This window comes from Aeribacillus composti (genome assembly GCF_007827555.1).
Lineage (GTDB): Bacteria > Bacillota > Bacilli > Bacillales > Aeribacillaceae > Aeribacillus > Aeribacillus composti.
In genome coordinates this window covers 85,846-99,296 of sequence record NZ_VISS01000006.1, presented here as the reverse complement: position 1 = coordinate 99,296, position 13,451 = coordinate 85,846, and the positions used below count along the sequence as shown (strand labels likewise).

At 35.2% G+C, this 13,451-nt stretch carries 11 protein-coding genes and 1 pseudogene; 2 read left to right on the top strand and 10 right to left on the bottom strand.

All coding sequences use genetic code 11. The features are described from left to right. Nucleotides 1-358: 358 nt before the first annotated feature. The 7 genes and pseudogenes from tagH to FB379_RS04950 all read right to left on the bottom strand — a co-directional run bounded on the left by tagH (nucleotide 359) and on the right by FB379_RS04950 (nucleotide 7,963). Complete coding sequence (gene tagH, locus FB379_RS04980; RefSeq protein WP_066247023.1) at nucleotides 359-1,156, bottom strand: teichoic acids export ABC transporter ATP-binding subunit TagH; 798 nt, start codon at nucleotides 1,154-1,156, stop codon at nucleotides 359-361. Nucleotides 1,157-1,170: 14 nt separating this feature from the next. Further along, a complete protein-coding gene (locus FB379_RS04975) occupies nucleotides 1,171-1,995 on the bottom strand; it encodes an ABC transporter permease (protein ID WP_144597226.1) in 825 nt (274 codons plus the stop codon). A 201-nt stretch (nucleotides 1,996-2,196) separates the two neighbouring features. Further along, nucleotides 2,197-3,348, bottom strand: a pseudogene (locus FB379_RS04970) (CDP-glycerol glycerophosphotransferase family protein); the annotation flags it as partial. A gap of 4 nt (nucleotides 3,349-3,352) precedes the next feature. Continuing rightward, a complete protein-coding gene (locus tag FB379_RS04965; RefSeq protein WP_144597223.1) occupies nucleotides 3,353-4,582 on the bottom strand; it encodes a CDP-glycerol glycerophosphotransferase family protein in 1,230 nt (409 codons plus the stop codon). Beyond that, on the bottom strand, nucleotides 4,575-4,970 hold the full coding sequence (gene tagD / locus FB379_RS04960) for a glycerol-3-phosphate cytidylyltransferase (RefSeq protein WP_066246898.1): 396 nt from the start codon (nucleotides 4,968-4,970) through the stop codon (nucleotides 4,575-4,577). Before tagD ends, FB379_RS04965 begins: the two co-directional genes overlap by 8 nt. Before the next feature lie 329 nt (nucleotides 4,971-5,299). Further along, complete coding sequence (gene wecB, locus FB379_RS04955) at nucleotides 5,300-6,427, bottom strand: non-hydrolyzing UDP-N-acetylglucosamine 2-epimerase (RefSeq protein WP_375338798.1); 1,128 nt, start codon at nucleotides 6,425-6,427, stop codon at nucleotides 5,300-5,302. A 747-nt stretch (nucleotides 6,428-7,174) separates the two neighbouring features. Beyond that, the gene (locus FB379_RS04950; RefSeq protein WP_144597219.1) at nucleotides 7,175-7,963 is read right to left on the bottom strand and encodes an SGNH/GDSL hydrolase family protein; all 789 of its coding nucleotides are present in this window, start codon (nucleotides 7,961-7,963) and stop codon (nucleotides 7,175-7,177) included. Between the two features lie 193 nt (nucleotides 7,964-8,156). Here FB379_RS04950 and tagU point away from each other — a divergent pair, with 193 nt between their 5' ends. Beyond that, nucleotides 8,157-9,107, top strand: coding sequence for a polyisoprenyl-teichoic acid--peptidoglycan teichoic acid transferase TagU (gene tagU / locus FB379_RS04945; RefSeq protein WP_144597217.1), 951 nt, complete (start codon nucleotides 8,157-8,159; stop codon nucleotides 9,105-9,107). Nucleotides 9,108-9,207: 100 nt separating this feature from the next. Here the strand turns inward: tagU and FB379_RS04940 are convergent, their stop codons facing one another. Then, nucleotides 9,208-9,738, bottom strand: coding sequence for a competence protein ComK (locus tag FB379_RS04940; protein WP_144597214.1), 531 nt, complete (start codon nucleotides 9,736-9,738; stop codon nucleotides 9,208-9,210). 196 nt (nucleotides 9,739-9,934) lie between these two features. On the opposite strand from FB379_RS04940, the gene FB379_RS04935 reads away from it, so the two are divergent. Further along, nucleotides 9,935-10,795 carry an alpha/beta hydrolase gene (locus FB379_RS04935; protein ID WP_082829352.1) on the top strand — a complete coding sequence of 287 codons (861 nt, stop codon included), beginning with the start codon at nucleotides 9,935-9,937 and terminating at the stop codon, nucleotides 10,793-10,795. Between the two features lie 100 nt (nucleotides 10,796-10,895). Here FB379_RS04935 and manA read toward each other — a convergent pair whose 3' ends face one another. Further along, nucleotides 10,896-11,846: a mannose-6-phosphate isomerase, class I gene (gene manA / locus FB379_RS04930; RefSeq protein WP_063386323.1), complete on the bottom strand. Its 951-nt coding sequence runs from the start codon at nucleotides 11,844-11,846 to the stop codon at nucleotides 10,896-10,898. 185 nt (nucleotides 11,847-12,031) lie between these two features. Beyond that, the gene (locus FB379_RS04925; RefSeq protein WP_063386324.1) at nucleotides 12,032-13,318 is read right to left on the bottom strand and encodes a dicarboxylate/amino acid:cation symporter; all 1,287 of its coding nucleotides are present in this window, start codon (nucleotides 13,316-13,318) and stop codon (nucleotides 12,032-12,034) included. Nucleotides 13,319-13,451 lie beyond the last annotated feature (133 nt).

Sequence of the window (13,451 nt, the reverse complement as noted above, 5' to 3'; positions counted from 1 at the left end):
CATAATATCTTATGATTTAAATTGAATTTTTACTAAATATAATAATTAAAGTAAAACATAACCATACATGTTATTTCTTTTACAGAAAAATATGTGTGTCGTTGAGAATTATGCCTTCTTCTAAAATAAAACAAAACATATTGACAAGGCATATATATGCCGTTGCAACTCTCTATAAATTTACTAAAATCGGAATGTATTCAATTGTTCACTTTATTCTCTTAAATATACAATTGCAATTTTTCAGAAACGAAATTAGTGTGAATGCTAGAGAATAAAGGAGTTAAACTGTAATGTAATATTTTGAACTGATAAAAAAACGGGAAGTGTTTATAAATCATCACTCCCCGTTTTTAAATTAATTTGCACATTTTTGATGTTTTTTATATGCTTCATTTTTGTAATGTTCTCTTTCTTCGTTAGACATTTTCTTCCATTTATTTATGAAATCTTCGTATTTAGGGATAACCTCGTTCACCTCGCCAAAGTCTTTTACCATTCCGAATTCAAGCCACAAAATCTTATCACAGAACTGTTTCATTTGTCCGATCGAATGGCTGACAAAAATCATCGTTTTCCCTTGTTTTTTAAATTCTTTCATTTTTTCAAAACTTTTTTCAGCAAACGCCTTGTCTCCGACAGATAACGCTTCATCTATAATTAATATGTCCGGATTTATATTGACAGAGATAGCAAAACCCAAACGTGACTTCATTCCACTTGAATAAGATTTTACCGGTTGATCAATAAATTTCCCTAGCTCAGAAAATTCGATTATATCCGGTTCCATTCGCTTGATCTCTTCTTTGCTAAATCCAAGCATTAAACACTTTAGTTCAATATTATCTCTTCCTGTTAACTCACCTTTTAAACCAGCTGACACAGCAATCAAAGCAGCATCGCCATTGACTTGAACAATACCGGATGTTTCAGGAACAATGCCTGCAATGATATTTGATAAAGTCGATTTTCCCGAACCATTTATTCCTAGAAACCCAACAACATCCCCTTTTTCAACTTCAAAACTTACATTTCTCAAAGCATAAAAGTCCTCACCATAGGATTTAGGCGTAATTAGGTCTAAAATTCTTTCTTTCATTCCGTTATATAATTTATATTTTTTTGTTACGTTTTTAACTATTATTGCCTTCTCCATCATACCACAAGCCTTTATAAGTAATCGATAAAATGTCTTCTAAATTTCATGTGTAGCATTGAACCAAATAAGAACAATACTATGACCAGTCCCCAAAAATAAAGTGTATATTCCCAATTCGTTATGAAATACCACTCAGTTCCAAAGAAAGCAGAACGATATCCTTCAATTAAATAGTATAAAGGATTTAATTTCAAAATTGTTATGATTGTAGCATTATCTAAAACAGCTGAAATTGGCCATAAAACTGGCGACAAATAGAGAAACATTCGTAATGTCGCATTTAAGAACATATGAACGTCCCGAATGATAGTTGACAATGTAGACATAATTAAAGATACAGCAAATAATAAACAAATAGTAGCAAACATAAAATAAATGAGCTGTAAATAATAAACATTTATAAAGTATCCCATGAATTGGAGCAATATTAAAACTATTATTAACATGAATAAATGGACATAGAATTGAGAAAATATAACAAAACTAGGGATTGCACTCATCGGAAAGTTCATTTTAGATAACATGGCTAATCGAGTGTAAATCGATTTTGAACCTTGTATTGTCGATTGATAAAAGAAGGTCCAAAGAATAAATCCACCCATTAACCATGCAATAAAAGGAACATCCATCCCAGGTATTACTTGAATATCAGCTCTTTTTTGGATGCTACCAAATACAAACCAATAAATTAATATTTGAATTAATGGATTAATGACTTCCCATGCCATTCCTAAGTAATTATTTTTGTTTTTGCTTTTTAATTCATATAACGAAAGTCTTCTAATTAAATAAAAATGATTTATTTGCTCTTTTATAACGGTTATAGCAGATTTCATGAAGAAATTCCTTTCAATAGCTATAAGTATTCAACTTTTTGACTACTGTTAGAATTATACTCAATATAAAGCTGAAAAACAATCAAGGCTAATAACCCTCACCTTGATACTATTTTAATTTTACTACTTTCTATTCATTATCAAAAAATGATCGGCCGTTTTATTTTATAGTAGTTAATCCTTTCACAAGGTTTTAAATCATTAAAAAAACACACTTTCCACAACCCTTTTGGAAGCTTCACCGTCTTCCAAATAACAAAATTTATTATAGAACATTTCAAATGAATGCGAAACTTCAAAATTATTGCGTTCAAAATAAGAAATTTGTTGCAGTACCTCATCTGTAGTATATGCTAATGGACCGGGAGCTTCTTTTTCAATGTCAAAATAGAAACCGCGAAGTTTATTTCGATAACTGTCGATGTCATATACAAAAAAGATGATCGGTCGTTTTAAATTAGCATAATCGAAAAATACGGATGAATAATCTGTGATGAGAAGATCTGAAATTAAATACAAATCGCGAATATCTTCATAATCAGATACATCATAAGCAAACCCTTCAAAATTACTTAAATCAAGGTTTTCTGCAATTAAATAATGCATTCTTAGCAGAATGACATAATCATCTTTTAATCGTTCTTTTAGTTTTCCTAAATCAAGGGCTAAATCAAATTTATATTTTCCTACTTGATAAAACTGATCATCCCGCCATGTAGGAGCGTAGAGAATCACTTTTTTCTTTACTGGAATATCCAATTTTTTCTTTAATTGATCAATTATTTGCTTTGTGTTATGTGTATACAAAAAATCATTCCTTGGATATCCTGTTTCTAAAATTGTTTTTTCAAATTTAAAAGCCCGTGCAAATATTTCGGTTGAATATTGATTGGGTGAAATTAAGTAATCCCATCGTTTTGCTGCATTGGTGAAATTTCGCTTATATTTTTCAGTATTCGTTCCTGGCATATGGACTTCTTCCATATCATTTGCCAGCTTTTTCAACGGTGTGCCATGCCAAGTTTGTAAGTATATTGTATGCTTTGGCTTCGGGATCCAAAGCGGAAGCCGGGTGTTGAAAACCCAATATTCCGCCCTAGCCATTGCAATCAACCATTTTAGAGAAAAACGTTTAAGATAAGGCACTTTTTTTTCTACAAAAACATCTGTATACCCTTTCTGTACACTCCAAACCATTTTGAATTCCGGATGATGCTTCTGCAAATACTCATAGATTGCCCTGGGATTGCAGCTATATTGTTTTCCTAAGTAGCTTTCAAAAACAATGAGATTTTTTTTTACGGGAAGTTGGGAAAGGATCATAAAGATCAATTTGTACAGCTTTACCACCAATGACTTAACCTTGAATTTCTTTACCAATCCCATGAATTTTTGATTCATAACTTACACCCTTATACATAAAATAATCCGATTGAAACAGTTCCCTAACTAACCTTTCACTAGATTTTCCGTCCGAATATTGATTCCATTTTTTCGAAAATTCAACAATGCTTTCAATATTATAGTCACCTTTCTTAATATGCTGAATAATTTCATCCGTGTTATAGACTATCGGCCCCGGAACTTCTTTTTGATAATTTTCTATAATCCCCCTTGTATGGCTATATTGATCAAAATCATAAACAAAGAACAGCATAGGCCGTTGAAGTAATGAAAACTCAAAAGGCACCGAAGAATAATCAGTAATTAATATATCTGTAATAATTAGCAATTCATTGATATTGTCATATTCAGACAAATCATAGACAAAACCGTTATAGGTTGATTCTAAATTTTTTGCCTGCTCGCGAACTGCAGGATGCAATTTTATGATGATAATATATTCATCGCATAAAGCATCGTACATTTTTTTGAAGTCTAACTGAATCCGAAAATTTTCTATTAAGTTATCTCGATATGTCGGAGCATATAAGATTACTTTTTTATTTTTCATTATCGGAAAACGAGAAAACCAATGGTCTCGAATCTTTTTTTTGCTTTTTAAGTCAAAAAAAAGGTCGGTACGTGGAACCCCTGTTTTTAAAATCCGATCAGAGGTGAGATTAAACGACTCCATAAATATTTTGGCCATCTCATTCGAACCGACAACAACTTTATGAAATTTTTCATACACTTTTAAAAATCTTTTTTGAGCCCTTTTTGATCGCTTTTTAATAGATAAATCTTTTAAACCGAACTGTTTTAAGGCTCCTACAGCATGCCATAGTTGGATGCATTGAACTTCTTTTTTAAACGAAACAGCCGATAGGAAACCGTAGTAGTTGTCAATAAATATATATTTTGAAGTAGCGAGATGGTAAATCGATTGAATCATGTCTATGACATTCGCCGTTTCAAAAGATAAAACAGGTTCATCGACTTCTTTTAAAAAATCAGTTTTTTGTTTTGCTAAAAAGATTACTTCTATATTCACATTTTGTTTCCGTAAAGCCCTATAAACATATAAAGAATTATCGCCAAACGAAACAACAAATGCCGCTTTATCTTTCAGCGGGAAAAGGCTAAAAATTTGAAAAAATGTTTTAAAAATAATCAAGTAAAGCCATATAGCTAATTCCCTAACCATTTTTTATCATTAAGTCCTTTTTAATTTTTGTTGTCGAAATGCCAATTGTTCTTGGTAAATATATTACTTGGCAGTAATCTTTCAAAAAATCAAAATGTCCTTCCCAGTCATCGCCCATTACAAAAATATCCACATCATGTTCTTGGATGTCACGAACTTTTTGATCCCAAGATTCTTCAGGAATAACTTCATCGACATATCGAATTGACTCAAGGATTAATTTTCTATTTTCATATGAATGATAAGATTTTTTCATTTTTTGCTCATTAAACTCATCTGTTGAAAGACCGACAATTAAATAATCCCCAAGTTCTTTCGCTCTTTTTAATAGATTGATATGACCCCAATGCAGCAAATCAAATGTTCCATAAGTAATAACTTTCTTCACCCTTATCCCTCCTAATTTTAAGGAAAGTATCCAAAGAACCATTCATATTTATATAATTCTGTTATATTATCATAATAAACAAAAAAATCCACAAAGGATTTACATTTAATTTACATTATTATAACTTTTTAATACAACATTTATCAAATTTAATTTTTACATTACAAATGAACTGTCAAATCAAAATAAAAGGCCTTTCATTTTTTTGCACATCATCCATTATAAGCCTTAACAAATTTAATTTCAAACTAATATTTTAACATAGACGAGATGCTATCCATTGAAAAAAGTCTTCCTGCAGGAATTTACCCTTTTTGAAAAATTTGTTGTTAAATAATCTCAAATGAATTCGGCTTTATATCTTCAAAACCAAAATAATACAGAATCCCCTTTACAATTCGTTCTGATGCCTTGCCGTCTCCGTAAGGATTGGATGCTTGCGACATTTTCTGGTATACCTTTTCGTCTGTAAGCAGTTGTTTAGCTAATTGATATATTTGTTCTTCATCAGTACCGGCAAGCTTCAAGGTTCCTGCTTCAATTCCTTCAGGTCGTTCAGTTGTATCGCGGAGAACTAAAACAGGTACGCCTAAAGACGGAGCCTCTTCCTGCACGCCGCCGGAGTCTGTCAGGATAATATGGGAACGGGCGGCAAAATTGTGAAAGTCCAAAACTCCCAGTGGTTCAATTAAATGAATCCTGCTGTCATTTCCGAGAATTTCAACTGCTACCTCGCGAACAGCCGGATTAAGGTGAACAGGGTAAACAACCTGGATATCAGCAAATTCTTTTACTAATCTTTTAATGGCCCGGAACATACTTCTCATCGGATGCCCTAAGTTTTCGCGTCGGTGTGCAGTAAGCAGTATCATTCGGTCATTTCCAATTTCATCAAAAATTTCGTGGTGATAATCATCTGTTACTGTTGTTTTTAAAGCATCTATTGCCGTATTGCCTGTTATAAAAATCGAATCTTCCGGCTTATTCTCTTTTATTAAATTTTCAAATGCTTTCTTAGTGGGAGCAAAATGCAAATCCGCCAAAATTCCTGTTAATTGGCGGTTCATTTCCTCTGGAAATGGAGAAAATTTATTATTAGTGCGAAGCCCCGCCTCCACATGACCAACGGCAATCTGGTTATAAAACGCAGCTAAACTAGCAATAAATGTTGTCGTGGTATCTCCATGAACAAGAACAATGTCAGGCTTTACTTTTTTCATTATGCCATCTAAGCCTTCTAATCCTCTTGTCGTAATATCAACTAACGTTTGCCGATTCCTCATAATATTCAAATCATAATCCGGAACGATACCGAAAACATCCAATACTTGATCAAGCATTTGGCGATGTTGTGCCGTAACGGTTACAAATGACTCGATTTTGTCTGTATGTTTTTTGAGTTCCAGCACTAACGGAGACATTTTTATTGCTTCAGGTCTAGTTCCAAAAATCGTCATTACTTTAATTTTTTTCAAGAACATCACCTTCACAAATTTTTTTCGAACATAATATATCTTAACATTTTTAATAAAACTGATTTGTAAATTTCTTGAGATTCCCCTTATTTTTTACCTAATATTTCCGTTTTCTAATCGAATATTCCAAAAAGTCCTCCTTTAGTTCATCTCGGCTTAGAATAAAGGATACAATTGCCTCAGGGTAACCAAGTTAGTCGGTGATGCTCTAGCAGAATAGCGAACATCTCGCTGCCGATAAATGTTTTGATTCATAAATTTGATTCATAAAGTTGACCCTTTCGACTCATTGGCGAAGCTTAGGATCTGTCGCACAATTTGGAGCAAATCCTATACTTTTCTATACAAATTTAAAAACGTTCTCCAACCTCTCGTTTTTCTCTGCATATGCCGATAAGAATTCAAAGGCAGCCAGCTTCCTATGGAATGCTTGTCAACAATCGCAATTCGCAGTATTTCTTTTGACTATGTCTTAGTTGCCGCAAAAAAAATGTGCCTAAATCAGTAGACAGGGATGAAGCTTTTTTTTATTTAGCACAATCCTCACTATTGTTTCATATATTATGAACCGACAGCTAGCAACACTATGGTAACAACAACTAAAAAATGACAGCGTTTTGCCTTGACGTTGATCTTTGGCTAAGCTACCATTCTCAACAAAAAAATCGACAAAATCACTATTTCCCGGAAAATGTTATATTATATACTTCCTTCCGAAAAAATTTATCATTAATCCGCAGCGACAAAATATTTAATTAAATACTCTCCCCATACCTGATTTCCCTTTTCACTCGGTTTGGATCGGTCTTCTGTAACGTATTGCTTCAATTGTTCGTCTTCCTTATCCGGCCAATTTTCCCAATGGTTTAAATATGTAAAATGGTTTTCTTCGGCATATTGTTTGAGCGCATCTACTTCCTTAGGATAAAATTTTGCACCATAGAGCGGGTGCGCAGGCTGCAGCATAATCGATACGCCAGGATTTGCTTCTTGAATTTTCCGCAAGATGTCCGTAATGTTGCTTAGAGTATTGTCAATGCCGACAACGCCGTTATCATTCAAAATAAACGGCTCGAAAAGGAGGATGTCAGGCTTTTTGTCTGCAATTTTTTTATATAATTTTTTATTCAATACACTATGGGTTGTCTCCTCAGCATCGGAAACAATCGAGATGTTAAAGAGCTCATCTCCATATGCAGAAAGAAGCTCCTTTTTCAGTTTTTCCGGCCACCCATTTTGATCGGAAGGAACTGATTCAGATCCCCAAATTACAAAGTTCAATTGTTTCTCTTCTTTTAATGCTGTTTGGATTTTTTTCTGAACATCCTCCGGTAAATTTTTGGCGTAGTCCTCTCGCGTATCATTTTGTTTACTATTGTCTTCCTTTATATTTTCTGCAGACGATTCCACATGAGCAGCTGTCGGTTTTGAAATTTTTTGTTTCCAGTAAAAATGGCCGACAATAATTGATGCTATACATAAAACGACAACATTACTAACAATAATCCTTTTTTTCACAGATAATCCTCCAAACGACAAATTTCTCACTTTATTATAGCGGAAAATGCCCTGCCGTTCCATGCTGTCAATTCATTTTTTCAAGCGGTGCTGACAAGTGTATACGAAAATATTTTCCTCACAAATATATTGTCTTAATAGAATTGGAAACTTATAATCAGATTAGATAAATTTAGTAATGAGGGATGGAATTATGAGATCAGATAGACAGAGAAAAAAGAGAAAGAAATGGCTCTGGATTTTGTTATCAGTCATTGGAGTTTTCATTATTGCCACGGGATCCTATGCCTTTTACATTTGGAACAAAGCACAATCGACCATTGCCAACATTCAAGAAAACATCGGGCGGGATAAATCAGACAAACGCGATCAGCAAGTCAACTTTAAAAATCGCGATCCTATTTCCATATTGCTGATGGGTGTTGATGAAAGAAAAGGAGACCGAGGACGGTCTGATTCGCTCATTTTGATGACAGTCAATCCAAAAGAACAGTCAATGGAAATGGTCAGCATTCCCCGCGATACAAGAACAGAAATTGTCGGAAAAGGCATTCAAGACAAAATTAACCACGCCTACGCTTTCGGCGGAACAGAAATGGCTATTAAAACGGTTGAAAATTTCTTAGATGTGCCGGTTGATTATTTTGTCAAAGTGAATATGGAAAGCTTTCGCGATATTGTCGATGCAGTCGGCGGTGTGACGGTTGAAAATGATTTAGATTTCACTTACGAGGGCTACCATTTTGAAAAAGGAACCATTCACTTGGATGGCAAAAAAGCTCTTGCGTATTCAAGAATGCGATATGATGATCCAAGGGGCGATTTCGGCCGCCAGGAAAGACAGCGGCAAATTATTGAGGCGGTTATTGAAAAGGGAGCAAGCATTACATCCATTACAAAATTTGGAGAAATGTTTAAAGTCATTGAAAACAATGTAAAAACAAATCTTACATTTGATGAAATGTGGGCAATTCAAGAAAATTACAAAGATGCCCGAAAAAATGTCATTCAGCATCAAATAAAAGGGAGCGGAAAAAAAATTAACGGCATTTACTACTATATTGTGCCTGAAGATGAACGTCTTTCCCTTTCCAACGAGCTGAAAAAACATTTGGAATTAAAGAAGGAAACCGCTGAAAAATAAAAAATAGTGCGGCAGTTCACCATTCGACCGCATTTTTATAAGAACTGCCGCCATTCCCTATAATAAAAAATCCCCGCAAGCCTAGAATAATTCAGCAGCATTATGATTTTCGTTTACAATCATAACAAGATGGCTTCTCATATAAAATAAAGGAATGGTATTCCTTCCCCTCATTGATCCTTCTCTTATATGTATCATTGATATGAGACGCACTTTTCATTTTGTTGTAAATGATACTCATATGCTTCTCCACTACTACTTTCTCATGATTGATTAAAACGATTGTTGAATGCTTTCCTTTTGAAACGACATGTCGAATAGCCGAATGCGCAATCCATTGGCAGTCTAAATGCTCCATTGATTTAGTAGGGAAAAAACAAAGATCGAGGACAGGAATGCATACAGGAAGCATACGCTGGTGCGGCAGAATTTTCTTAGCTGCGTCTATGATGCCTTTAAGAGACACACCGTAATAGCTGCAGCTCTCTGCCAAAATGTCTTTCGGCCTCTCTTTCACAAGATACTTTTCATACTTCTCAATAACAATTGTCCAACATTCTCCATACTTATTAAAATAAGGAAGCAATGCTAGCGTGTCACAAGTTAAAATATAATTTTTGACCTGCTCCACTCTTTCACCCCTTTTTCTTCACTATTTGACAATCCTTGCATGACATTAGACTTTTTTACTAGTTCTTTCGATGTATATTATACACGAATTTCAAGAAAATTTGGTAAATTTCTAAACTTTTTTGTAAAAAAAGAAAAAAATTCCATGATAAAACCAAAAAATTAGTATAATATTATCATTACGAGGTGAACTTATCGTGAGAAAAAAATCGACGATGGGGCGAATGGCATCTATTTTTTTATTTACGTTTTTTCTTTTAAGCGTTTTTTTTATTACGTGGCGCTCGAAGCATGTCGATTCAAACGACTCTTTTGCAAGCATTGAACCTCAAATTCCGACCATCTTTGTCCATGGCTATAAAGGAACAATGCGCTCGTTCCAACATATGCTGCATCGTTTTGAATATGATTACCGCTGGGGAACAAAATCAATGGTCATTCGAGTTGATCGCATGGGCATTGTCCATATTTCCGGAACAATCCCACAAAACTTAAAAAATCCTTTTATACAAATTGTTTTTGAGGAAAACCGCACAAGTATTGAGGAAACGGCAAATTCTCTGAAAAAGGCAATGCGCTTATTAAAAGAAAACTATTCGGTAGACGAGCTATACATTGTGGCTCATTCGATGGGAGGACTCGTTTCGACAAAATATATCGAGGACACGAACAACTTGAAGGATTACCCGATTGTCCGCAAAATGGTGGTCATAGGCAGCCCGTTTCAAGGAATAGAACAGGAATCTTACCATAAGCTAAATACAGGTAAAGCAATCATTGATTTAAAACCAGATTCTCATGCTTTACTAGAAATATTGAACAACCGGGATCAATTTTCTAAAAAAACGAAAGTTCTCAATATCGCAGGGATCAATCCCGAGTATAAAGACAGTGATGGAGTTGTCTCCATCCAGAGCGCTCTCAGCGCTAGAAATATTGTTCCGTTAGAAAATTATCATGAAATCATTGTTAAAGATAAACTTGCCACACACAGCGGTCTTCATGAGCATCCGAAAGTGGACAAGTATATCGGCGAATTTCTATGGGGGTACAATTGAGTTGGGGAAAGTATTTCTTCAACCGAATGACCTTTTTTAAATAAAAACCCCGATTCTTCTCCCTCCTTTAAAAGGAGAAAGAAGAGTCGGGATAAATGTTTTATACATGAGATACAATGAGAACACATTTTCCTTTTATTGCGAAATCGCCTGTTTGGTTCGGCAAAATAAAATGAGCCCCTTTTTTTAGTGTGTATGAACGGCCATCATGAGTAAGCTCCCCGTCTCCCTCAATCACGCTTGCAAGAAGGAACGGATGATTTTGAACAAACTTCCCTTCGCCGTCAATCTCCCATTTGTAAACTGAAAAAAATTCGTTTTTGATAAATGTGGTAATCGTTGCTCCTTCCTTTACTTCCACAGAACGTTCAATCGTGTAATCTTTATGAGGAACAGTCGCCACCTCTATCGCTTGTTTCAAATGCAATTCTCTTTTATTTCCGTTTGCATCTACACGGTCGTAATCATACACTCTGTAAGTCGTATCAGAACTTTGCTGCGTTTCAAGGATGAGCGTTCCTTTGCAGATGGCGTGGATGGTGCCGCTCGGAACATAAAAGAAGTCGCCCGGTTTTATTTTTACTCTTCTCAGCAATTGATCCCATTTTCCGCTTTGAATCATGGATACGAGCTCTTTTTTCGTTTTGGCATGATGACCGTAAATGATTTCCGCATTTTCTGAGCAGTCAATGATATACCAGCACTCCGTTTTTCCTAATTCACCATTTTCGTGCTTTTTTGCATATTCATCATCTGGATGCACTTGTACGGACAAATCGTTGTTTGCATCAAGAATTTTCGTTAAGAGAGGAAATCGATCCCCTTTTATTCCGCCGAACAATTCTCGATGGTTGTCCCATAATTCACCCAATGTTTTTCCTTTAAACTTTCCTTCTGCTACAATGCTTTGACCATGCGGATGGGCAGAAATCGCCCAGCATTCTCCTGTTGTCTCCGTTGGAATTTTGTAATGAAAATGAGTGCGAAGGTTTGTTCCACCCCAAATTCGATCTTTAAAAACAGGCTTTAAAAAAATTGGAGACTGCACCACCTTGTTCCACTCCCTTTCTGCAATAATTTCCCCATTATTTATATTAAGCAGTTCTTGAAATTTTTTCACCTTTTTTCATTTTTTATACAGAGTTCGCTGAAGAGAAACCTTCAATATCAAAACAGAAAAGGATGCCGAATTCTTTCAACATCCTTTTCTTTTTGATTTGTTATCAAATTTTCGGATCACTGTTCGTTAGCATATACAGTGCCAGTCGCCTGACTGGAAACCTGCTCTTCTTGAGAAGCTTTTTCCGGATGAAACTCTCCTTCCATTTTTGACACAACAACTGTTGCGACACCGTTTCCAATTAAATTCGTAATCGCACGGGCTTCTGACATAAATCGGTCAACACCGATGAGAAGTGCAATTCCTTCAACCGGAACCATTGGAAATGCAGCCAAAGTAGCGGCTAATGTAATAAATCCGGATCCAGTCACACCAGCAGCGCCCTTTGAAGTCAGCATTAAAATTCCAAGTAGAGTCAGTTCTTGCCAAATGGTTAAATCGATCCCATATGCCTGTGCAATAAAGATAGCCGCCATTGACAAATAAATCGACGTTCCATCTAGGTTAAAAGAATACCCAGTCGGAACAACAAGACCAACAACAGACTTAGAACATCCGTACTTCTCAAGCTTTTCCATCAATTTTGGCAATGCGGATTCAGAGGAGGAAGTTCCTAACACAAGCAATATTTCTTCCTTTATATATGCGATAAATTTTAAAATGCTGAACCCGTAAAATTTTGTGATCAGTCCCAAAACGATCACGATAAATAAGAACATCGTCATGTAGACAGAGGCCATTAATTTTCCTAAAGACACAAGCGATCCCAGACCGAAATTTCCGATTGTATAGGCCATTGCACCAAAAGCTGCAATCGGTGAAATTTTCATAACCATATTTACGATGCCAAAAAAGATATTTGTCAATTGTTCAAACAAATTCATAACAGGTTTTGCTTTTTCCCCTAGTCTTGCCGCTGCTAATCCGAAAAGGACTGCGAAGAATAAAATCGGCAAGAGTTCTCCGTTTGCGAGCGCTCCCACTGCATTTTCTGGCACAATGCTCATGATAAAGTCTAAAGCACCGTGACTTGTTTCCTCTGCTTGTTTCGTATATTGAGAAATATCGCTTCCTTGCACACTATCGGTGTTAAAGCCCTCACCTGGCTTCATAATGTTTACAACAAAGATCCCGATAGCAAGAGCAATCGTCGTAACAATTTCAAAATAGATCAGAGCTTTCCCGCCGATCCTGCCTACTTTTTTCAGATCACCCATCGATCCGATGCCGATGACAACGGTGAAAAATACAATTGGTGCAATCACCATTTTCACTAGTTTAATAAAAATATCTGCCAAAATCTTTAATTTCGCCCCGAACTCAGGGAATAAAAATCCAACTGTAATCCCTAAAATGATACCGATAATAACTTGTACAGTCAGGTTTTTAAAGTTTATTCGCATCTATCTCTCTCCTTTCCCCTTTGATAACGTTTTCAAACGTCCGTACATTTATGTTAATAGAATGTTCAAAAAGTTTTAATATTATGGTTTTATTAATCTTTTTGTTCTTTTTGGTCTCAAAATTAATTTGAAT